Source organism: Variovorax sp. OK605, assembly GCF_900115445.1.
Lineage (GTDB): Bacteria > Pseudomonadota > Gammaproteobacteria > Burkholderiales > Burkholderiaceae_C > Variovorax.
Map to the genome: position 1 here is coordinate 82799 of NZ_FOWL01000014.1, position 21656 is coordinate 104454.

The window sequence follows — 21656 nt, forward strand, 5'->3', positions numbered from 1 at the left end:
CTGGGAATCTGTATGAACCTCAATGCCTCTGCCGCGCCGATCTTCGAGGTCGAGTCGCCGGACCAACTGCTGCTGAACACGCCGGTGGTCGTTGCCCTGAACCACGCGTACAGGCTGTTCGCGGCGACCGGCCAGGACCTGAACAACTTCAACGTTCACATCGCCGAGCGCAAGAAGGAAAACGGCGAAGACGAGAGCGGCGTCAACACCATCGGCATCGCGTTCTCGGCCAAGCTGCCGCCAGGCCAGAAGGGGATCGGCAACGCCAGCAAGCTGGGGCGATCGGTGCTGTACATCGCCTCCATGACGTCGGGCGAGATCCTCAGGGAACAGGGAAGCCGCTAGCGGCCGAGGCCGGCATCGGTCGAGCGAGACCGTGGGACGGCCTGTGACGGCCTTTTTGCCGACTGGCCTTGCCGGTCGAGATGCCATTCATCCGAACAACAAACCAACCGACAGATTTCCTGCACATGAAGACCACCAGGACCACCAGGACCGCCAGGGCCGTCACGACCGCCTGCATCGCCGCTTCGCTCGTGGCCGCCGCTTCGCTCTGCGCCGCGCAGCAGGAAACGAAGACCACGCTCACCAAGCTCCACCAGAGCTACGAGAAGCAGGGCCGGCGTGCGCACGGCATGCCCGAGTACGGCAAGCGCGTGCAGTTCGCGGCGGTGGTCGTCGAGGCGTCCGACTCCTTCGGCGGCAGCGCGGTGATCCGCGCCGCCGACGTGCGCGGCAACGAGGAACTGGCCCGGCTGACCCCGGCGGACGATGCGCAGAACCGGAAGATGGGCGAGATGCGCAGCGGTGCGAAGTTCACCGCGAGCTGCGAGGTCGGCTTTGCGATGGGGTCGGCGTATTTGACGATGAAGGACTGCGTGATCAGGCCTTGATCCGGTCCTGACGATCGACCGCGTCCACGACAGGGCAACGCAACGGAGCGAGGGAGAAGAGATGGCAGGCAACGAAGGAGCGCAACAGCAGGGGCAAGGCCAAGGCCAGGGCCAGCAGCCGGCGCAGCGCGAACCGCAGACGGCGGTGGCGCCGCTGAACACCATCGTGAAGGAAGACGTCGCCGCCGCGAGCAAGGCGGTGGACGACTGGCTGCGCTCCTTCTCGGGCGGCTACGTCACGCTGGAGCGGCTGACGATGGTGCTGGGCAGCATCCCCATCGTCGGCAACATCATGGCGCTGGTGGATGTGTTCCTGGACATCATCAACATCGTCGAGAAGAAGGCGAAGGACGGCATCGAGACCTTCCTGCTGTGGGTGAGCCTGGGCATCAACCTGATCGGGCTGATCCCGTTGCCGCCGAGCATGGCGGCGGCGCGCATGAGCCTGCGGCCCACGCTGCACCTGGTGAAGCAGGAGCTGAAGGCCGCTGCGTCCAACCTCGGCGAGGCGATCGTCACCATCCTGGTGGGGCACCTGAACGCCACCATCATGGGCGAGCTCGACAAGTTCATCGACGGCGCGATCGCCAAGCTCGACGGCATCCTCAAGAGCTGCGCCGACCTGGCAGACCAGCTCATCGACAACCTGGTGGACATCCTGCGGCGCGTGCTGGGCCAGAAGGACCTGTTCACCGTTGCCAAGCCCGTTGCGGCGGAAACGCGGGCCTACGACCCGAAGACGCAGAGCACCTGGAGTCGCATGTGGGGCACTGCGGTGCGCTACACCAAGCAGTCGGCGAACTACGTGGCCAAGGCGGCGGCCAACCAGCTGCCCGCGGGGCTTGCCGGCCGCGTCGAAGGCGTCGTCACACAGATGCTGGACTTCAAGCGCCTGCTGCGCAGCCAGCTGTCGGCGCTGGCCAACAAGGAGTCCCAGGCCAGCATCATGTGGCTGCTGCACAAGCTCAGGGACGCGCTGCTGCGCAAGAAGGGCAAGCACACGGTGACCGTGCCGCCGAAGGCCGGCGCCAAGGCTGAAGAGGTCAAGCCGCCCGGGCAGCTCGAACGCATTTCCAAGCAGGCGGCAGCGCAGGGAACCGGCGGCTGCAAGAACTGCCCCGCGCCGGCGCGCAAGGGCGCGTCGATCAGCCTCGCGACCGGCAACGAGAGCTTCATGCACACCGACTTCGTGCTGGCGGCGCCGCTGCCGATCGAGTGGGTGCGTACCTATGCGAGCGACCTCGACGCCTTCGACCGCGGCAGCATGGGCGCGCGGTGGATCACGCCCTACGGCATCCGGGTGGACGTGGCCACGCCGGTGCGCGGCGCACGCCAGGGGCAGGCCAGCCTCGTGTACCACGCGGCCGACGGACGAAGCCATGCCTACCCGCTGCTCGAGGTCGGCCAGACGTATTTCGATCCCATCGAGGAGGTCGGCATCTCGCTGCTCAGCGCGAACCTGCTGGCGCTGGACTTCGGCAAGCCGCTGCCCGCTGGCGAGCAGGCCGAGTGGCGCGAGATCTACGAACGCGTCGACAGCCGGCAGCCACACTTCCGGCTCGTCGCGCAGCAGGCGAAGGACGGCAAGTCGATCGGCCTGCGCTACGACCACCTGATTGCCTCGACGGGCGAGCGCGTGCTGAGCGACATCGTGAGCAAGCAGGGCGAATCGATCATGGCGCACGTGGGCACGCGGCCCGACATGCAGACCGGCCTGATCCAGTCGCTGCATGAGCTGAAGGACGGCCAGGTGGTGCGCCAGCTTGCGGCCTACACGCACGATGCCGAGCGCGACCTCGTGGCCGCGCAGGACGAAGACGGCGCGAGCTGGAGCTACACCTACGCGCACCACCTCGTCACGCGCTACACCGACCGCACCGGTCGCGGCATGAACCTGTTTTACGACGGCACCGGCGCCAATGCGAAGGCCGTGCGCGAGTGGTCGGACGACGGCAGCTTCGCGCTCACGCTGGAGTGGGACCGCAACATCCGCCTGACCTACGTGACCGATGCGCTGGGCGGAGAGACCTGGCATTACTACGACATCCAGGGCTACACCTACCGCATCATTCATCCCGACCGGCTGCAGGAGTGGTTCTTCCGCGACGACGCGAAGAACGTCACGCGCCATGTGCACACCGACGGCAGCACCGACGACTACAGCTACGACGCCGACGGCAACCTGCAGATGCACACGCGCGCCGACGGCAGCCGGGTGCACTTCGAGTACGACGCTGCGCACCGGCTCACGGGCATCCTCGACGGCGAGGGCGGCGCGTGGAAGCGCGACCACGACGCGCAGGGCCGCCTCACGGAAGAAACCGATCCGCTGGGCCACAAGACCGCGTACGCCTACGACAAGGCCGGCCGGCCGGTGCGCATCACCGATGCGAAGGGCGGCGTGAAGGCGCTGGCCTATTCGCCTTCCGGCCAACTGCTCAGCTACACCGACTGCTCCGCGAAGACCAGCCACTGGGAGTACGACGAGCGCGGCCGCCTCGCCAAGGCCACCGACGCGGCGGGCGGCGCCACCAGCTACCGCTACGCCGCCGGCCATCTCGAGGAACTCGTGCTGCCCGACGAGACCAGCGAGCACTTCGTGCACGACGCCGAAGGCCGCCTGCTGACGCACACCGATGCGCTAGGCCGTGCCACGCGCTACAGCTACACGCGCGCCGGCCTCATCGCCGGGCGCACCGACGCCGCAGGCCGCGCGCTGCGCTACCACTGGGACCTGCTGGGCCGCCTCGCGGAACTGCACAACGAGAACGGCAGCCGCTACAACTTCCGCTACGACCCGGTGGACCGCCTGCTCGAGGAGACCGGCTTCGACCGCAAGACCACGCAGTACCTGCGCGACGAGGCCACCGGTGTGCTGGCCGGGGTGGTCGAGGCGGGCGTGCGCACAGAGCTCGAATTCGATTCGATGGGCCGCTTGGCCGAGCGCCGCGCCGGCGGGCAGTCGGAGCGATTCGCCTACGACCGCGACGGCCGCCTGACCGAGGCGGTCAATGCCGACGCGCGCCTGCAGTGGTTCCATGACGCGGCCGGCAACCTGACGCGCGAGCACCACCACTACCTGGCGCGCAAGCGCACGGCCGTGTGGCAGCACCGCTACGACGAGCTCAACCAGCGCGTCGCCACCGTGCGGCCCGACGGCCACGTGACGCAATGGCTGACCTACGGCTCAGGCCATGTGCACGGCCTGATGCTCGACGGGCAGGACATCCTGGGCTTCGAGCGCGACGACCTGCACCGCGAGGTGGCGCGCGAGCAGGGCAACGGCCTGAGCCAGCGGCTGAAGTACGACCCCGCGGGCCGGCTGCTCGAGCAGCAGATCTCGCGCACCCGGCCCGGAGGCATCGAACTCACCGGCATCCAGCGCAGCTACAGCTACGACAAGGCCGGCCAGCTCGTCGGCATCGGCGACAGCCGGCGCGGCGCGCTCGGCTACCGCTACGACCCGGTGGGGCGCCTGCTCGAAGCCAACAGCCGTGTCGGGCGCGAGGTGTTCGCCTTCGATCCGGCGGGCAACATCGCCGAGCCGCCAGCGGCCGGCGACGCGCTCGGGCACCCGGCCGGCAAGCTGCTGGACAACCTGCTGAAGAACTACGCCGGCACCAGCTACCGCTACGACGAACGCGGCAACATGACCGAGCGCGTGCGCAACGGCTGGCGCACCGTGTTCGCGTGGGACGGCTTCAACCGCATGACCGCAGCCACCGACCAGGGCGGCGTCACCACCACCTTCAGCTACGACCCCATGGGCCGCCGCATCGCCAAGCAGTCGGGCGATGCCACGACGCTGTTCGGCTGGGACGGCGACCTGCTCGCGTTCGAGAGCACGCAAAGCCGCGCCGCGCAGGACGAAGGGCGCGGCCAGGGCTTCGGCGTGCACTACATCCACGAGCGCGATGCGTTCGTGCCGCTGCTGCAGGTCCGCCAGGCGCATGCCGTGCTGCTGGGCGAAACCACGGACACGAAGGCGTTGATGGACGCCAACGGCGGCGTGTACGACATCGAGCAGGACCCGTTGTGGAACGGGGCGCAGCGACGGGTGCCCGCGCCCTTCGACCGGCGCGAGATTTCGTTCTACCAGTGCGACCACCTGGGCACGCCGCAGGAGCTGACCGACCACGAGGGGCAGGTGGCGTGGTCTGCGCAGTACAAGGCCTGGGGCGAGGCGCGCGAGGCCATCACCGAGGCCGGCCGGCGGGCCGGCGTGCGCAACCCGATACGGTTCCAGGGGCAGTACTTCGACGAGGAGACGGGGCTGCACTACAGCCGCTACCGCTACTACGACCCGGAGAGCGGGCGCTTCGTGTCGCAAGACCCGATCGGGCTGGCCGGCGGGCTGAATGCCATGGCCTATGCGCCGAATCCGACCGCGTTCATCGACCCGCTGGGCCTGAAGAAGTACGTGATCCTGGGCGAAGGGCAGACCTCGGTCGAAGCTTATGCTGCGGCCATGCGGCTCAAGTTCCCCTGCGACGAATTCCGGACCATCAAGAAAGACTGGATCCCCATCACCACTGCCTCCGGCGCGACACAGGAGAAGTTCGGCAGCAAGGCCTGGGAGCAGAAGGCCGTGGCCGCCAACGCGCTGTGGGTGCGGCAGCGTGCGGCCGAAGGCTACGACTTCATCGACATCGGGATCGATGGCGCGGCCAACCGCAGCCCGTTCTATGCGGCCGAGAAGAAGGCCCTGGGCCGGGTCGGCGCGAAGGTCTACAGGTCGAACCAGTGCGCCACCGTGGCGGCGCGCGACGGCGCCAAGGAAAGCTCGCGGCCCAAGGCAAAAGGACGGTACGGAAGATGAAGCCATTGACCATTCACATTCCGATGCTCCGCAAGAAGGACATGCCCGAGCAGATGAACACCTTCTACGAAGATGTTCTGGGCTACGAGCGCGACGCGGAGCTCGGCGTTTTGAGGGTGCCGGGGCACGCGAACCTGGCGGTCTGCTTCAAGTACGCCGACCGGGGCGAGAAAAGAAGCGGGGCGCTGTACGAGTTTTCTCTGGAGAAGAACTTCCCCAGCTTCTGCGCGCGCCTGAAAGACAAGGGTGTCGCGTTCGACATGCTGGCGCGCACGCCCGGCTTCTATTTCGCGAGGTTCCTGGACCCGTCGGGCAACTTCATCGAGGTGATCTCGGAAAACTTCGAGGACGAAGCCGGGGTCGATGTGTCGGGGTGGAGCGGCTACCAGGACATGGATTGAGCGCAGCAGGCGCAGCAGGCGCAACTGGCGCGGCCATCGCGGCGGCCCGCGAGCGCGCCATCGCGCGCCGTCGCGCGTCATCGAGGGCTGGCCCGCGCCGGTCCTCACCGTCGGCAAGGCCTCCGGCGCCACCCTCGGGCAGCACTTTGCCCGCGGAGCCTGCTACTTCCGACCTCCGGGTTTTCGATAACTAAATCATCTTGATTTAGTCGCTTTCCTGGCCGATAGTCGCCCTGCGCCCGGACGTCGAGGCTTTCAGTTTCAGCAAAGCCCGAGCGATCCGGTTCCAAAAGACCGCAGGCGCCTCGCCGCCCGCTCAAGGAGACAAACCATGTTCGGCACCCGTTCCATTCTGGCCATGGCGGCCATGTCCCTCGTCGCAGTGGCTGCGTCCGCTGCCGACCAGCCCGTCATCGGCCTGGTCACCAAGACCGAGACCAACCCCTTCTTCGTGAAGATGAAAGAGGGCGCGCAGGAAGAGGCCAAGAAGCTCGGCGCCAAGCTGCTGTCGGGCGCGGGCAAGGCCGACGGCGACAACGCGGGGCAGATCACCGCGATGGAAAACATGATTGCCGCGGGCGCCAAGACCATCCTCATCACGCCCAGCGACGCCAAGGCGATCGTGCCGGCCATCAAGAAGGCGCGCGACAAGGGCGTGATGGTGATCGCGCTCGACAGCCCGGCCGATCCGCCGGACGCGACCGACGCGCTCTTCGCCACCAACAACTACACGGCCGGCGTGCTGATCGGCGAATACGCCAAGGCGGCCATGGCCGGCAAGACGCCCAAGATCGTCGCGCTCGACCTGCTGCCGGGCCACCCGGTGGGCGCGCAGCGCCACAACGGCTTCATGAAGGGCTTCGGCCTGCCGGCCAACGAGGCGAAGTCGAACGAGCTGTCGAAGTCGCCCGAGATCGTCTGCATGGCCGACAGCTACGGCGACCAGGCCAAGGCGCAGACGGTGATGGAAAACTGCCTGCAGAAGGCGCCCGAGGTGAACCTGGTCTACACCATCAACGAGCCCGCCGCGGCCGGTGCGTACAACGCGCTGAAGCGCGCCGGCAAGGAGAAGGGCGTGCTGATCGTCTCGGTGGACGGCGGCTGCCAGGGCATCAAGGACACCAACGCCGGCATCATCGCCGCGACCTCGCAGCAGTACCCGCTGAAGATGGCCGCCATGGGCGTGGCCGCGGGCGTGGAGTTCGCGAAGACGGGCAAGAAGGCCTCGGGCTACGTCGACACCGGCGTGACGCTGATCGCCGGCAAGAGCGTGGCGGGCGTCGACAGCAAGGACACCAAGACCGGTGCCGAGCTGTGCTGGGGCAAGAAGTGATCCGGCGCACCGGCACCGGCATCTAGAACCAAAGCCCCCGCATTCAAGTACCCAGGACCCGCCATGGCCAAGTCTTCCAAGCACCACATCCCGTGGGGCGCCCTCGGGCCGTGGCTGGCCCTGCTCGGCGCGTGCATCTTCTTTGCAACCCAGTCCGACCGCTTCCTCACGGGCGGCAACCTCTCGCTGATTCTTCAGCAGGTGATGGTGGTGGGCGTGATCGCCATCGGCCAGACGCTGATCATCCTCACGGCGGGCATCGACCTGTCGTGCGGCATGGTGATGGCGCTGGGCGGGATCATCATGAGCAAGTTCGCCACCGAGCTCGGCCTGCCCGTGCCGGTGGCCATCCTGTGCGGCATCGGCGTGACCACGCTGTTCGGCCTGCTCAACGGCCTCTTGGTCACGCGCATCAAGCTGCCGCCTTTCATCGTGACGCTGGGCACGCTGAACATCGCCTTCGCGATCACGCAGCTGTACTCGTCGTCGCAGACCATCACCGACCTGCCCGCGGGCCTCACGGGGCTGGGCACCACCTTCACCATCGGCAGCGCCGAGGTGGCGTGGGGTTCGGTGCTGATGGTGGCGCTCTACGCGCTCGTGTGGTTCGTGCTGCGCGAGACGGGCGCGGGCCGCCACATCTATGCGGTGGGCAACAACGCGGAGGCCACGCGGCTGGTGGGCATTCCCACGCAGCGCGTGCTGCTGGGCGTGTACGTGGCCGCGGGCGTGCTGTACGGCATTGCCTCGCTGCTGTCGGTGGCGCGCACCGGCGTGGGCGACCCGAACGCGGGCCAGACCGAGAACCTCGACGCCATCACGGCGGTGGTGCTCGGCGGCACCAGCCTCTTCGGCGGACGCGGCGTGGTGCTGGGCTCGCTGATCGGCGTGCTCATCGTGGGCGTGTTCCGCAACGGGCTCACGCTGATGGGCGTGTCGTCGATCTACCAGGTGCTGGTCACGGGCGTGCTGGTGATTCTTGCGGTGGCCGCCGACCAGCTTTCGCGCAGGGGGGCACGCTGATGAACACCGCTGCAAACCCGCGGTCCGCCAAGATCGTGATGCAGGCCAAGGGCCTGGTGAAGCGCTACGGCCAGGTCACGGCGCTCGACGGCGTCGACTTCGAGCTGCGCGAGGGCGAGATCCTCGCGGTGATCGGCGACAACGGCGCGGGCAAGTCGTCGCTCATCAAGGCGCTGTCGGGCGCGGTGGTGCCCGACGAAGGGCAGATCCTGCTCGACGGCAAGCCGGTGCAGTTTCGCAACCCGCTGGACGCGCGCCGCGCGGGCATCGAGACCGTGTATCAGGACCTGGCCGTGGCGCCGGCCATGACCATCTACGAGAACCTGTTCCTCGGCCGCGAGCTGCGCCGCCCGGGCTTCCTGGGCAACGTGCTGCGCATGCTCGACAAGAAGAAGATGCTGCAGGAAAGCGCCGCGCGCATGGCCGACCTGAAGGTCGGCATCCAGTCGATGACGCAGGCCGTCGAAACGCTCTCGGGCGGCCAGCGCCAGTGCGTGGCCGTGGCGCGCAGCGCGGCCTTCGCGCGGCACGTGGTCATCATGGACGAGCCGACCGCCGCGCTCGGCGTGAAGGAGGGCAACATGGTGCTGGAGCTGATCCGCCGCGTGCGCGACCGCGGCCTGCCCGTGGTGCTCATCAGCCACAACATGCCGCACGTGTTCGAGGTGGCCGACCGCATCCACGTGGCGCGGCTGGGCAAGCGCGCGGCCGTGCTCGACCCGAAGAAGATCAGCATGAGCGACACCGTCGCCGTGATGACCGGCGCCATGACGGCCGACCAGTTGCCCGCGGAGGCGCATGCCTGATGCGGACACCCCTGTGCGCATGCCCGACCTGTTGCGGCCCCGCGGGTCCAACCAGGTCGGCATGCGCCAGTTCAACGAACGCACGGTGCTGCAGGCCCTGCGCGTTCACACCAGCCTGCCCAAGGCCGACCTCGCGCGGCTGACCGGGCTCAGTGCGCAGACCATCGGTCTCATCACCGCCCGGCTGGAGGAAGACGGCCTCATCGTCAAGCAGAGCCGCGTGCGCGGACGCATCGGCCAGCCGTCGGTGCCGCTGGCGCTGAACCCCGACGGCGCGTTCTCCATCGGCATCAAGGTGGGGCGGCGCGGCGCCGAATGGCTGTTGATCGACTTCACCGCGCAGGTGCGCGAGCGCCATGCCATCAGCTACGATTTTCCCGACGTGGACGAACTGCTGCCCGCCATTGCGCAACACATCCACCGGCTGCGCGACGGCCTTGGCCCGCTGGCCGTGCGCAACGTGGGCGCGGGCCTGGCTGCGCCGTTCCAGCTCGGCGGCTGGCACCGCACGCTGGGCCTGTCGAAGGCGCAGGCCGACCTGTGGAACCAGATGGACCTGGCGGGCGAGGTGCGCGCGCGCACCGACGTGCCGGTGAGCTTCGCGCGCGACACCGTGGCCGCCTGCGTGGCCGAACTGGTGGGCGGACGCGGGCACGACCTGAAGAGCTTTCTGTACATCTTCGTCGACACCTTCGTGGGCGGCGGGCTGGTCATCAACTCGCACCTGCACACGGGCGTGCACGGCAACGCAGGCGCGCTGGCGTCGCTGCCGATGCAGCCGCCGGGCAACGGCGGAACGTTGCCGATGCAACTCATCGCGCAGGCCTCGCTCTGGGAGCTGGAGCAGCGCCTGAGCGCCGAAGGCCTCGACGCAATGGCCGCTTATGACGAGCGCGCGTTGCAGCCGCCGCACGCGGCCATCACGCTGGCGTGGCTGGACAGCGCCTCGCAGGCGCTGGCGCATGCCATCGTGAGCGGCACGGCCATGCTCGACCTGGCCGACGTGGTGGTCGACGGCTCGATGTCGCGCGTGCTGCTGCAGGCGCTGCTCGAACGCACGCGCGCCGCGCTGGACCGGTGCAACTGGGAAGGGCTGTGGCAGCCGCAGCTGCACGGCGGCAGGGCGGGGGCGCAGGCCTGCGCGCTGGGCGGCGCGATGCTGCCGCTGCATGCCAACTTCGCGCCGGACCACGACGTGTTCTTGAAGGCAGCCTGAAGACCTGTGGGGGCGGGGCGCATGTTCAGGGCGTGGGCCGGGGCGGTCCCGATAATGCAGCCCTGTCATTCGGAACCAGGAACCCATGAGCGCCGCAGATTTCCTTCTTGCCCCTGAGGTGCAAAAGATATTGACGGTCGTCTACGCGGCGCCCGGTCAGCAGTTTTCTTCCAGTGAGCTGGCGCAGCGTTGCAAGCTGCCTTCCGAGGATGTGGCGCGCACGGTGGCGCATCTGGTGGGCAGCGGCATTCTGAAGCTGCACAAGCCGAAAGCGGACGAAGCCGAGGCCGTGTCTATCGACCCTACGTTTGTCTTCCATGGCGAGCTGCGCAGCATCGCGTTCAAGTCGTTCGCCGCGGCAGAGCCGGTTCGCGCGATGCTGCGCGGCAAGTTCAAGGACTCGGTGGTGCGCGCTTTCATCCTGGGAGAGGACGCGGATGGCACGCTGGAGCTGCTGGTCGTGCACGGGCAGCTGATGCCTGACGAAGTTGCGATGACGCTGGCGTGCCAGAAGCTGTCCAAAAACATCCATCGGCATCTGAAGATGCAGGTGATCTCGAACATCAGTTTCAATGGACTGACGCCGCGCGATGCGGTGATGGCGAAGCTCGCGTCCGGGTCGGCCATCGAGGTCATCGCGCCGGGGGATACGAAGGCGCAGCTGGCTGTCGAGAAGGTGGGGCTGCTGCAGAGCGCGAAGAAGAAACTGGCCACGTTGGGGCGCTCTGCGGGCTGAGTTCTTTACATCGCTGTTCGGGGCGCGTGCGCGGGCCACCGGGTGCTCCCCGCGCGAATGTCCCCCGGGGCTTCGCCGCTCCTCCTTTTTTTCGCCGCCGGGAGCACCCGGTGCCCTGCGCACCAAGGGGCGCTGCTGCAGTGCGAGCGCCTCGGGTGCTTTGCGATGGCATCGCCAACCGGCATTTTTTAAGGCGCTGGCGGGCTCTGGAGCACCGGGCGCGGCCAACGGCACCGGCACCGCCGCGTCGTTCGCCTTTCCCCGCGCCTGCGCCATGGCTCGCCAGGTCTTGATCGCGCAGTCCGCAATGCCTTCGGTGCCCGCCTCCGCCTTACTGCTTGACGTGCGTGTTGCCGGATGAGTCCGCCGGGGCCCGCTGGGCGGCGGCAGCCGCTTCCGCTTCCTTGTCCTTCTTGTTGGCCATGTGCCGCCCGACCACGCAACCGCCCGCGGCGCCGATCAGGCCGTGGTGCCCTGCGACATGCCCGCCCACACCGCCCACGACGGCACCCTTGATGCAGCCTTTTGCGTCTGCGGCGACGGGCATGGCGAGGAATGCGGCGGCGGTAGCCGCCGCGAGTAAAGCGAACGAAGTCTTCATCGGAGGTCCTTGTCTTTGAAGCTTGGGGACACTCAGGCTAGCCGTCTGCGCGCCGGCGAGCGTACGCGGCGGGTGGCTCCGTCTGTAGGCGCGTTTCGGTTGTGTCGGCGCAGCAGAGGCTGGGCATCCCCCACGTGGTGCGGTGGTGCGGTGGTGTGGTGGTGCGGTGGCGAGGCGGTACCGAACGCGGGCGGGTCGTTTGCCGTGGCCGTGTGGCGGACACCGGCAGCAACCTGCTTCGCAAGACCACCTCGGCGGGCGCTGTCCTCAAGCGCTCGCGGGCGCTGCGCGGACTGCGCTGGTCAATTCGGCGTGAGCCGATACAAGCCGCCCTCGTGCTCGTCCTCGATCAACCACAGCGCGCCGTCCGGCGCCTGCTCGACGGCGCGCACGCGAAAGCCGACCGTCCAGTGCTCGGCCGGTGTCGCGACGGCGCCTTGCACATCGATCCGGTGCAGGGCACGGCTGACCAGGCCAGGCGCGAACGCCGAGCCCTTCCACTGCGCAAACATCGCGCCGCTGTAGAACATCAGGTTGCCGGGCGCCAGCACAGGGGTCCAGTAGATCGCGGGCTTGGCGAGGTCGGGGCGGGTGTCGGGGCTGGCAATGGGCACACCGTCGTAGTTCACCGCATAGGAAACGAGCGGCCAGCCGTAGTTCTTGCCCGGCTCGATCAGGTTCAGCTCGTCGCCGCCGCGCGGGCCGTGCTCCAGCTCCCAGAGGCGGCCGTCTGGCGCGAACGCAAGGCCGTAGGGCGTGCGATGCCCTGATGTCCAGGTCTCCGACGGCGTCAGGTTGGGGCCGTCGAAAACATGGGTGCGCACGACGGGGGCGGTCTTGGCGGCCTCGGTATCTCTTGGCGGATCGATCACCGGAACGGACCGTGCGCCGGTCTTGCCCTCCATGGGGTTGCCGGGCGCGGGCTTGCCATCCAGGGTCAGTCGCAGGATCTTGCCGGCCGGTTGGTTCGGGTCCTGGGCGGGGGTGAAGCGCTGCCTGTCGCCAGCGGCAAGGAACAGAAATTTCTGGTCCGGCGAAAAGGCCACGGCGGCGCCGACCTGGCCCCCTTTGCCCTTGATCGGGTCGCGCCAGACGACCTTCAGGTTTTCCAGCGACGCGGTGCCGGTGCCGAGCTTCAGCGTCGCACGGGCCAGCGCCAGGCTCGATGTGTTCGGCTGCTGTCCGGGCTCCGAATAGGTGAGGTAGATGGCCCCGTCGCTCGAATAGGACGGGGCCAGGTACACGCCGAGCAGGCCGTTCTGGCCTTGGTAAAGCACCGGCGGCACGCCCGTGACCTCGAGCTTCTGCCCCGCTGGCGTCGCCAGAAAGAGCTTGCCGCTCTTCTCGGTGATCAGCATGCGTGCGTCGGGCAGGAAGGCGATGCGCCATGGCAAGTCGAACTGCGCAACCTTCGTGAGCTTGAAGGGAGGCGTTGGGCTGGCGGGAAGCGCTCCGGCGTTGATCTGCGCAAGCACGGGCGTTGCCGCCACAAGCACGCAAGGGATGAGACCCGACTTCGGCAGTTGCATGCTTCGCTCGTCAGCCCGTTGCCGCGATCAGGCCAGTGCCTGGTTGAATGTCGCCAGCAGGCGCGTCCATGCGCGCTCGGCCTGGGCTGCGTCGTAGACCCGTGAGTCGGGCGGGCACCAGCCGTGGGCTGCGGGGTACACCTCCACCTCGGCGGACAGCTTCGCGCTCTCGAACGCGGTGCGCAGCGTGGTCTTGGTTTCGGGCTCCTTGGCGTCGTCGTTCTCGGCCACTGCAATCAGGTAGCGTGCCTTCGTCTGGGCCAGCAGGCGATGGGGGCTGTCGGGCGACGCGTTCACCATGGCGGCACCGTGGAAGGTGCCGACGGCGCCCACGCGGTCGGGGGCCACGGTCGCGGTACGCACCGCAATCGGCCCGCCCATGCAGTAGCCGGTGGTGCCGAGCTTGCGCGCCTTGTCCACCTCCTTTTGGGCATCGAGCCAGGCCACGAAGGCTTTGGCGTCGCTCAGGTGCATGGCCGGGGTCAGGGCCTGCATCAGCGGCATCACCTCGGCGATGGGCGTCTGGCCGCCCTGCGCCGCGGTGGGTGCTTTCTTCTGCCGGTAGAAGGGGTTCACCACCAGCACGCTGTAGCCCGATTCGGCCAGGCGCCGCCCCATTTGCCTGAAGGCCGGGCGCAGGCCGAACACGTCGGGCCAGATCAGCACGCCGGGTGCCGCGCCCGCCGTGGGTGCGACAAAGTAGGCGTCGCAGCTGCCGTCCGCCGTGGCGATGGTCACCTCGCGTTCGGCCACGCCCACCGCGTTGGCCACGCCGGGCAACGCCGTCAGCAGGCCGGCGGATGCGGCCCACGTGCCGAAATCGCGGCGGGTGTACTTCTTGAGCTCTTCCTGGTCGTTCAGATCACACATGTCGGGTCTACCTTGTCGGGGTTGCGTCAGGGGTCCGCTTTTCCCACGAATCGCGACGGGCAGCAAGCAAGGGGTCTTTCCCGGTCGCTGAGCGTGGCTGCACCGGCCGGGAAGCGACGGGGTCCGCGAGCGTTCGTCCGGCGACGCGCTCATGCCGGCTCATTTCGATCCTTCGGAATCCCGAACAGGCACATCAGGCTTCCCGCCAGCAGCAATGCAACGGACACACCAAGGCCGGCACAAGAACAGAAAGTCCGCGAGGGCTCGAGCTCCGTGCTCGAACCGAGCGAACCCCATCCGCTATGTGCCCTTGCCCTGCGAGGCCAGCAGGTTGCGTGCTTCCACGAGCAGCGGCTTCACCGCTTCGAAGGTTTTCGCGCTCGGGTTGATCACGCTCACCCAGTGCGTGTTGGTCTCCGTCGGATGCGGCATGAGCCGGTCGAGCGCGGTGTAGTCGATGCCCGCCTGTTCCTGCTCGCCGAAGAGTGCATGAAAGGTTTGCTCGCCTGTGCGGATGTCGAGCCGGAACACGCCGGGGCGGTTCAGGTTCGAGGCGCTGTCGGCGTCGCTGTCCTTCGTGACGAGGGTCGCGAACGGCAGCTTGTTGTCCGTCCCGTGAAAGAAAAAGCTGTTGTCGCCGGCAACCACGAAATGGCCGCCGCCGAGCATGTCGATGAGGTGTTGGGTGATGTCGTCTTCGGTCATGTGCTGCAAAAAAAGCGCTGTCGCTCTGTCGCCCCGTGGCTCTGTCGAACAGCCAGATGCGCATGATGCCTGCATACCGCCAATGGCAGATGGAGCAACGGCCTGCGAAAGCTCACACTGCCGCCCATGACCGAAGCCGAAATGCTCGCCACGCAGAAGCAACTGGGGCTCGACCGCGAACGGCTCGAGCGCGAGAAGCTGGAATTCGAGCAGAAGAAGATGCAGCGCGTGACCATCGCGATCTCGATGGTGGCACTGGTGGTCTCGCTGCTGCAGGTGGCCGTGGCCTTCATGCAGAGCCGCCTGAGCACCGCGCAGACGGTGGAGAAGTTCATTCCGCACCTGCAGAAGCCGGAGACGCGCGACGCCGCGCTGCTGACCATGGCCGCCTTCACCGACCAGGAGTTCGTGACCCAGCTGGCCGAGAAGCTCAAGGCCACGAGCGTGCTCGAGACGCTGCAGGCCAAGGGCACCGACCAGGAGAAGGCGCGCGCCACCGAGGCGCTGTCGTCGCTCGACGTCAAGCGCAAGCAACTGCTGGAGCGCGCCTTCGACGACAACAAGCAGACGCGCATCCAGGCCACCACCGAGCTGGTGCGCCAATGGTCGAGCGACCCGAAGGTGGTGCCCGAGACCATCGCCGCGGCCGGCGGCAAGGCGGGCAACCCGAGCGGCGTGGTCAACGCATTGGTGGTGCTGCGCGAGGCGCAGCCCGAAGCCCTGCGCGCCAACTCGGCGGAGCTGCTGCCGTTCCTCGACAAGGTGGAGGCGAACGGGCCGCAGACACGCGCGCTGACGGCGCAGGTGCGCGAGCGCGCCGGCCTGCCTGCGAGCACGCCGTAGCGATCCAGTGACCCGGCGACTCAGGGCCCCGCCTCAGGGCTTCCAGCGGCGCAGCCCGAGTTCTTCGGCGAGTTGGCGGTAGCGCTGGATCTGCGCCTGCACGTAGTCATCGAGCGCGGCACCGGTGAGCGCGAAGGGGTACAGGCCGTGCTGCTCGCGCAGCGCCGCATAGCCGGGCGCGGCGCTCGCTTCGCGAAAGGCCGCGACCCACGCGCGCGCGGCCGCCTCGGGCACGTCGGCGCTCAGGTACAGGCCGCGCACGGTCGGCCATACCAGGTCGACGCCTTGCTCGCGCGCGGTCGGCACGCCGGTGAGCGCGCCGCCCAGGCGGTTCTCCGACAGCACCGCGAGCAGCCGCACCGCCGCGCCGCCCGCCATGGCCTGCAGCGCCTCGGCCGCGTCGCCGGGGAAGGCATCGACGTGCTTGCCCTGCAGCGCGCCCAGCGCATCGCCGCCGCCTTCGAAGGACACGAAGCGCATTGCCTTGTGGTCGCGCCCCGCGGCGCGCACCAGCAGCGCGGCCTTCACCCAGTCCTGGCTGCCGACGGTGCCGCCCGCGCCGAAGGCGATGCGCGAGGTGTCCTGGCGCAGCGCGGCGACCAGGTCCTGCAGGCGCTTGCAGGGCGAGTCGCGGTGCACGGCAATCACGCCGTAGTCGGTGCCCAGCGTGGCGATCCATCGCACGGCGGACGGCGGGTGCGGCCCGAAGCGGCCCTGCGCCAGGTTGAGCAGCGAGCCGCTCGAAAAAGCCACCAGCGTGCCCGGCCCGCCGAGCTTTCCGGTGGCGATGCGGTCGAACGCGACCGCGCCGATGCCGCCCGGCAGGTAGCGCTGGGCCAGCGGTGGGCGCGCGGGCCGCACGGCCTGCAGTGCGTCGCGCGCCAGGGCGCAGGTCAGCGCGAAGCCGCCGCCGGGCTTGGCGGGAATCACGCAGTCGGCGGCGTCTTCGGAAGGGTCGCCCGCGGCCGTCGCGCGCGTGCCGGCCAGCGGCGTCAGCAGCGCGGACAGCGCGCGAAGTGCGTGGCGGCGGGTGAATGGAATTTGCATGGGGCGGGCCTGTCAGGCGACAGCCGGGCGCGGCCACCAGATGATCGCATGCAGCCCCGGGCCGGCCTCGCGCGCCTCGAGCCGCAGCTCGCCCTGGTGCCGCTGCGCGATGGAGCGCGCAATGGCCAAGCCGAGCCCGAAGCCGCCCTTGCCCGCGCGCGCGCCGCGGCGAAAGCGCTGGCCCAGCGCGGCGCGTTCTTCGTCGCTCAGGCCCGGCCCGTCGTCCTCGACGTTGAGGCTCCAGCCCGCCGCGTCGCCGGCCGCAAAGAGCGTGATGGTGCCCTCGGCCGGCGTGTAGGTGATGGCGTTGGTCACCAGGTTGCTCAGCGCTTCGCGCATCAGCCCGCGGTCGGCCACGGCGAGGAACTCCGGCGTCGGTGAATGAATGCCCAGGTCGATCCGCTTGGCGCGCGCCAGCGGCAGCAGGTCGACCGCCACTTCGCGCAGCAGCGCGGCCATGTCGAACGCGGCGGGCTCCACCAGCACCGTGTCGCTGCGGCCCAGCGCCAGCAGCTGCTGCGCGCTGCGCGTGGCGCGGCCGATCTCGGTGCCGAGCGCGTCGAGCGCCACCTGTACCTGCGCCGGGTCCTGCTCGCGACGCGCGTAGCCGGCCTGCATCTGCAGCGTGGTGAGGTGCGTGCGCAGCTGGTGCGAGGCGTCGTCCAGGAACTGGCGCTGCTGCGTCACCAGGTCCTGCGTGCGCGACATCTGCTGGTTGACGGCGGCCACCAGCGGGCGCACCTCGGCGGGCAGGTCGGTCTCGGCGATGCGCGTGAGGTCGTCGGGCGTGCGCGCCTGCACCTCGCGCGCAAGGCGCGACAACGGCCGCAGCGCAGTCGCCAGCGCCACCGCGGTGCCGCACAGCAGCATGGCCAGCACCAGGGCGTCGCGCAGCGCCGCGCTGCGCACGAAGCGCGCGCTGAACTCCTGGCGCGAGCGCGTGCTCTCGCCGACCTGGATCAGCACGCTGCGCCCGGTGCTGCCGGCCGGCGCGCGGTCCAGGTCGCGCCGGTAGGCGGCCAGGCGCACGGCCTCGCCGAAGTAGGTGGCGTCGTAGAAGGCCGGCACGCCCATCGCCAGTTCGGCGGGCGGCGCGGGCAGGTCGGCGCTGCCCAGCTCCACCAGTCCGTCGGAGGTCGAGACGCGAAAGAACACCTGCCCGCTGGCCGTGAGCTCGAAGAACTCGAACATGGTGTACGGCAGCTCCACCGACAGGCCGCCCGAGGCGGTCGAGATGTTGGCGTCGATGGACTTGAGCGCGCCCAGCAGCGAGCGGTCGTAGGCCGCGTTGGCGGCGGCGAGCGCGTCGTGGCGCGTCATCCACAGCTCCAGGCCGGTCACGATCAGCAGTGCAGGGAACAGCAGCAGCGCAAGGCGCTGCCACAGGCTCGCGCGCTGGAGCCGCTCACGGCATCGCAAGGTCGGCGGGCGCACGCTCACTCAGTCGGCTTCCAGCACATAGCCCAGCCCGCGCAGCGTCACGATGCGCACGCCGCTGCCGTCCAGCCGCTTGCGCAGCCGGTAGACGAAGACCTCGACCGCCTCGGGGTGCACCTCTTCGTCGTCGGAAAAAACGCGCTCCAGTATCTGTTGCTTCGACAGCGGCTCGCCGCTGCGCTGCACCAGCACGCGCAGCACGGCCAGCTCGCGCGGGGAGAGCGCCAGCGCCTCGCCGTTCAGCGTGAAATGCCGGCGCGCGCCGTCGTACACCAGCGCGCCGCAGGCCAGGCGCGGATGCTCCACGCCGCGCGCGCGGCGCACCAGCGCATGCAGCCGCGCTTCGAGTTCGGCCAGCGCGAAGGGCTTGGCAAGAAAGTCGTCCGCACCCGCATTGAGCGAGGCCACGCGTTCGTTCAGCGAATCGCGCGCGGTGAGGATCAGCGCGGGCAGCCGCTGGTCGCGTTCGCGCAGCCGCTGCAGCACCGTGTGGCCGTCCATGCCCGGCAGGCCCAGGTCGAGCACCAGCGCGTCGTGGTCGCGCTGCTGCAGCGCCCGGTCGGCCAGGCGCCCGTCGTCCACCCATTCGACCTGGATGCCCGCGTGCTCGAGCGCCTTGCAGAGCCAGGTGCCCAGGGTGTGTTCGTCTTCGGCCAGCAGGATGCGCATGGCGCGATGCTAGGGCCTGCGCCCATCAATCCGGCTTGATGTTTGCCCTTGCGATCACCTTCTGCCAGCGCTTCTGCTCGGCCGCGATGAACTGCGCGAACTGCTCCGGCGTGCCGCCCACGGCTTCGGCCGCATCGGCCGTCAGGCGCTGCATCGAGTCGGGCGACTTGACCGCCTTCATCGTCTCGGCCGAGAGCTTGCTCATCTGCGCGGGCGTGAAGTTGGCCGGCGCGAGCATGCCGTACCACTGCGTCATTTCGAAGCCCGGGAAGCCTTGTTCGGCCACGGTCGGCACGTCGGGCAGCTGTGCCAGGCGATGGGCCGAGCCGGTCGCGATGCAGCGCACCTTGCCGGCCTTGATGAACGGAATGATCGCCGCCGCGCCGATGGCCGAGGCGTCGAGCCGTCCCGAGAGCAGGTCGGTCACCATCGGGCCGGTGCCGCGGTAGGGCACGTGCAGCATGAACACGTCGGCCGTCATCTTCAGGTACTCGAAGGCCAGGTGGCCTGCGCTGCCGTTGCCCGCGGACCCGTAGCTGAGCTTGCCGGGCTTGGACTTGGCGTAGGCGATGAACTCCTTCAGGTTCTTCGCCGGCACGTCGGGGTGCACCACGTAGAGGCTGGGCACCTTGGCCAGCAGGCTCACGGGCTTGAAGTCCTTGTTGGGGTCGTAGGGCAGCTTGGCAAAGATGTACGGGTTGACCGCCAGCGTGCCGATGTGGCCCAGGATGACCGTGTGCTGGTCGGTGCTGCGCGCCACTTCGCTCATGGCGATGTTGCCGGCCGCGCCGGGCTTGTTGTCGACGAACACGCTCTGGCCGAGGGTGCGCGAGAGTTCGGCGGCGGTCGAGCGCGCGACGATTTCCGAGCTGCCGCCGGGCGCGAAGGGCACGACGAAGCGAATCGACTTGCTGGGCCAGGTGTCTTGCGCCGAGGCCAGCGAGGGCAGCAGCCCGCCAAGGGCGAGGGCGCCGCCGGCCTGCAGCCAGTGGCGGCGGTTGTGGGCGGCGTCGTTCGGGACATCGTGGGGAAAGAGGTCGGACATGGTGTGTCTCCAGCGCTTTTGGTTTGAAAGGGCGCATCGTGCCCGGGCGATGCTGTCGGAATGCTGTCAGTCGGGCTGGCCGTGCGTCCAGTGGTCCCGGCCCAGCGCGTCCGTGAGCCGGGCGATGAGCGCCTCCGCCCGCGCCAGCACACCGTCGACCTGCGCGCGCACCGGCGCGTAGGCGAAGCGCAGGTTGTGGAAGATCGTGCCCTCGTCGGGGTCGTCGTTGCGCAGGTACAGCGTGCCGTCGTGCAGCCGCAGGTCGAGGTACCAGCCCTGCTCGTAGTCGGAAAACACCTCGCCGGGCGTGCCGGGTGCCAGCGACTCGAGGAAGGCCCGGGCATCGCTGAAGCGGTCGTGCCACGGAAACTCCACCAGCAAGCGTCCGGGGGCATGGACCACCGGCCGGCTCCAGAAATGCATGCCGTCGGCCGGGTCCTTGCCGTGCCGCGCGGCCTTGGCCAGCAGGTCGCGGTAGTGGCGGCACAGCGCGTCTTCGCGGCCCGTGCAGTCGGCCGACAGCACGAAGCCTTGTGCCGCGCCCGGAATCTCCGGCATGTACAGCGGCTCGCGCAGGGTCTCCCACTGTTCGGGCGAGATCTGCGACGACGGGCCGTAGTAGAACGAGGGTTCGACGATGAAGGCGACGTCGATGCGCACGTCGTCCACCGGCTCGGCTTGCGCGGCCCAGTCGGGGGGGTCGGGCACGTCGGGCATCGTGGACACCCCTGGCGGATGGGCCATGCCGCGCGTCAGATCAGGTTGCGCATCGCCTGCGCCGTCTCGCGCAGCACCGGCAGCACGCGGGCCACCGCGTCTTCCGAGCTCTCGTGCCCCATCGGCATCGTGATGTTCAGCGCGCCCACCAGCGTGCCGTGCCGGTCGCGCAGCGGCACCGCGATGCCGCGCGAGTTCAGGTCGAGCTGCTGTTCCGACAGCGCCCAGCCCTGCGCGCGGATGCGCGCCAGCTCGAGCTTCATGCGCTCCATGCTGGCGATGGTGTGCGAGGTGAACACGGTCAGCTGTCGCGCGGTGAGCCAGGCGTTGAGCTCGGCGTCGCTGCGCAGCGCGAGCATCAGCATGCCCGAGGCCGTGACCTGCGCCGGCACGCGCGCGCCCAGCACGTAGCCGGTGCTCATGCTGCGGTTGGGGCCGTTGCGCGCGATGTAGACGACCTCGTCGCCGTCCATCACGCTGAGGTACGCGATCTCGTTGGTGCCGGCCGCCACCCGCTGCAGGAAGGGTTGCACCACGCGCGGCAGCCGGGCCGATTCCAGGTACGACTGCCCCAGGCGCAGCACGCGCGGCGTGAGCCAGAACAGCTTGCCGTCGCTGGCCACGTAGCCCATGTGCTGCAGCGTGAGCAGGTAGCGCCGCGCGGCGGTGCGGGTCATGTTCGTGCGCTGGCCGGCCTGGCTGGCGGTCAGGCGCGGGTTGGCGTCGTCGAAGGCTTCGATGATGCTCACGCCGCGCTCCAGCCCCGCGATCCAGTCGCGCTTGTCCAGGCCCGCGGGCGGGGCGGAGTCGTCCAGGGTGTCCTTGGCGGCGGGGAGGGCGGCGACAGTGGCAGTGGCAGTGACGGTCATGGGCGGGAAGTGTGCCTTCGGGCGGGTCTGCGGTGAACGCCTCCGGCATCCCGGAAAACCCTAGATTTGAACGATTGACGATTTTTGCAGTTCGATA

At 68.9% G+C, this 21656-nt stretch carries 20 protein-coding genes; 10 read left to right on the plus strand and 10 right to left on the minus strand.

All coding sequences use genetic code 11. The features are described 5' to 3' along the window. Positions 1–12 precede the first annotated feature (12 nt). The 9 genes from BM013_RS29760 (at position 13) to BM013_RS29800 (ending at position 11227) form a co-directional block, all read left to right on the plus strand. Positions 13–345 (plus strand): hypothetical protein, encoded by a 333-nt coding sequence (locus tag BM013_RS29760; RefSeq protein WP_093131813.1) that lies wholly within the window; start codon positions 13–15, stop codon positions 343–345. A gap of 125 nt (positions 346–470) precedes the next feature. Continuing rightward, positions 471–893, plus strand: coding sequence for a hypothetical protein (locus BM013_RS29765; protein WP_093131815.1), 423 nt, complete (start codon positions 471–473; stop codon positions 891–893). A gap of 61 nt (positions 894–954) precedes the next feature. Further along, entirely contained in the window at positions 955–5712 is a 4758-nt protein-coding gene (locus BM013_RS29770) for an RHS repeat-associated core domain-containing protein (protein ID WP_093131817.1), read from the plus strand. Continuing rightward, a complete protein-coding gene (locus BM013_RS29775) occupies positions 5709–6113 on the plus strand; it encodes a VOC family protein (protein ID WP_143072558.1) in 405 nt (134 codons plus the stop codon). Before BM013_RS29770 ends, BM013_RS29775 begins: the two co-directional genes overlap by 4 nt. Before the next feature lie 331 nt (positions 6114–6444). Continuing rightward, positions 6445–7446 carry a sugar ABC transporter substrate-binding protein gene (locus BM013_RS29780; protein ID WP_093131822.1) on the plus strand — a complete coding sequence of 334 codons (1002 nt, stop codon included), beginning with the start codon at positions 6445–6447 and terminating at the stop codon, positions 7444–7446. Between the two features lie 63 nt (positions 7447–7509). Then, positions 7510–8469: an ABC transporter permease gene (locus tag BM013_RS29785; RefSeq protein WP_093131825.1), complete on the plus strand. Its 960-nt coding sequence runs from the start codon at positions 7510–7512 to the stop codon at positions 8467–8469. Beyond that, positions 8469–9275 carry an ATP-binding cassette domain-containing protein gene (locus tag BM013_RS29790; RefSeq protein WP_093131827.1) on the plus strand — a complete coding sequence of 269 codons (807 nt, stop codon included), beginning with the start codon at positions 8469–8471 and terminating at the stop codon, positions 9273–9275. Before BM013_RS29785 ends, BM013_RS29790 begins: the two co-directional genes overlap by 1 nt. Next, positions 9268–10491: an ROK family transcriptional regulator gene (locus BM013_RS29795; protein ID WP_093131829.1), complete on the plus strand. Its 1224-nt coding sequence runs from the start codon at positions 9268–9270 to the stop codon at positions 10489–10491. The genes BM013_RS29790 and BM013_RS29795 overlap by 8 nt, the downstream gene beginning before the upstream one ends. Positions 10492–10576: 85 nt before the next feature. Next, positions 10577–11227 (plus strand): hypothetical protein, encoded by a 651-nt coding sequence (locus BM013_RS29800; protein ID WP_093131831.1) that lies wholly within the window; start codon positions 10577–10579, stop codon positions 11225–11227. A gap of 331 nt (positions 11228–11558) precedes the next feature. Here the strand turns inward: BM013_RS29800 and BM013_RS29805 are convergent, their stop codons facing one another. The 4 genes from BM013_RS29805 to BM013_RS29820 form a co-directional block, all read right to left on the minus strand. Then, positions 11559–11828 (minus strand): hypothetical protein, encoded by a 270-nt coding sequence (locus BM013_RS29805; RefSeq protein ID WP_371271041.1) that lies wholly within the window; start codon positions 11826–11828, stop codon positions 11559–11561. 302 nt (positions 11829–12130) lie between these two features. Then, positions 12131–13357 carry a PQQ-dependent sugar dehydrogenase gene (locus BM013_RS29810; RefSeq protein ID WP_093131833.1) on the minus strand — a complete coding sequence of 409 codons (1227 nt, stop codon included), beginning with the start codon at positions 13355–13357 and terminating at the stop codon, positions 12131–12133. Between the two features lie 27 nt (positions 13358–13384). Next, entirely contained in the window at positions 13385–14227 is an 843-nt protein-coding gene (locus BM013_RS29815; RefSeq protein ID WP_093131835.1) for a dienelactone hydrolase family protein, read from the minus strand. Positions 14228–14527: 300 nt separating this feature from the next. Beyond that, positions 14528–14932 carry a DUF6194 family protein gene (locus BM013_RS29820; protein WP_093131837.1) on the minus strand — a complete coding sequence of 135 codons (405 nt, stop codon included), beginning with the start codon at positions 14930–14932 and terminating at the stop codon, positions 14528–14530. A gap of 126 nt (positions 14933–15058) precedes the next feature. Here BM013_RS29820 and BM013_RS29825 point away from each other — a divergent pair, with 126 nt between their 5' ends. Beyond that, the gene (locus BM013_RS29825) at positions 15059–15775 is read left to right on the plus strand and encodes a hypothetical protein (protein ID WP_093131838.1); all 717 of its coding nucleotides are present in this window, start codon (positions 15059–15061) and stop codon (positions 15773–15775) included. Positions 15776–15808: 33 nt separating this feature from the next. On the opposite strand, the gene BM013_RS29830 is transcribed toward BM013_RS29825, so the two are convergent. The 6 genes from BM013_RS29830 to BM013_RS29855 all read right to left on the minus strand — a co-directional run bounded on the left by BM013_RS29830 (position 15809) and on the right by BM013_RS29855 (position 21559). Beyond that, on the minus strand, positions 15809–16822 hold the full coding sequence (locus BM013_RS29830; RefSeq protein ID WP_093131840.1) for a Bug family tripartite tricarboxylate transporter substrate binding protein: 1014 nt from the start codon (positions 16820–16822) through the stop codon (positions 15809–15811). A 12-nt stretch (positions 16823–16834) separates the two neighbouring features. Continuing rightward, positions 16835–18262: a sensor histidine kinase gene (locus tag BM013_RS29835; RefSeq protein WP_256221772.1), complete on the minus strand. Its 1428-nt coding sequence runs from the start codon at positions 18260–18262 to the stop codon at positions 16835–16837. Next, positions 18263–18928: a response regulator gene (locus BM013_RS29840; protein ID WP_093131842.1), complete on the minus strand. Its 666-nt coding sequence runs from the start codon at positions 18926–18928 to the stop codon at positions 18263–18265. A 25-nt stretch (positions 18929–18953) separates the two neighbouring features. Continuing rightward, positions 18954–19973 carry a Bug family tripartite tricarboxylate transporter substrate binding protein gene (locus tag BM013_RS29845; protein ID WP_093131844.1) on the minus strand — a complete coding sequence of 340 codons (1020 nt, stop codon included), beginning with the start codon at positions 19971–19973 and terminating at the stop codon, positions 18954–18956. Between the two features lie 66 nt (positions 19974–20039). Further along, positions 20040–20717 (minus strand): BRO1 domain-containing protein, encoded by a 678-nt coding sequence (locus tag BM013_RS29850; protein ID WP_143098406.1) that lies wholly within the window; start codon positions 20715–20717, stop codon positions 20040–20042. 8 nt (positions 20718–20725) lie between these two features. Next, positions 20726–21559, minus strand: coding sequence for an IclR family transcriptional regulator domain-containing protein (locus BM013_RS29855; RefSeq protein WP_256221773.1), 834 nt, complete (start codon positions 21557–21559; stop codon positions 20726–20728). Positions 21560–21656: the final 97 nt, after the last annotated feature.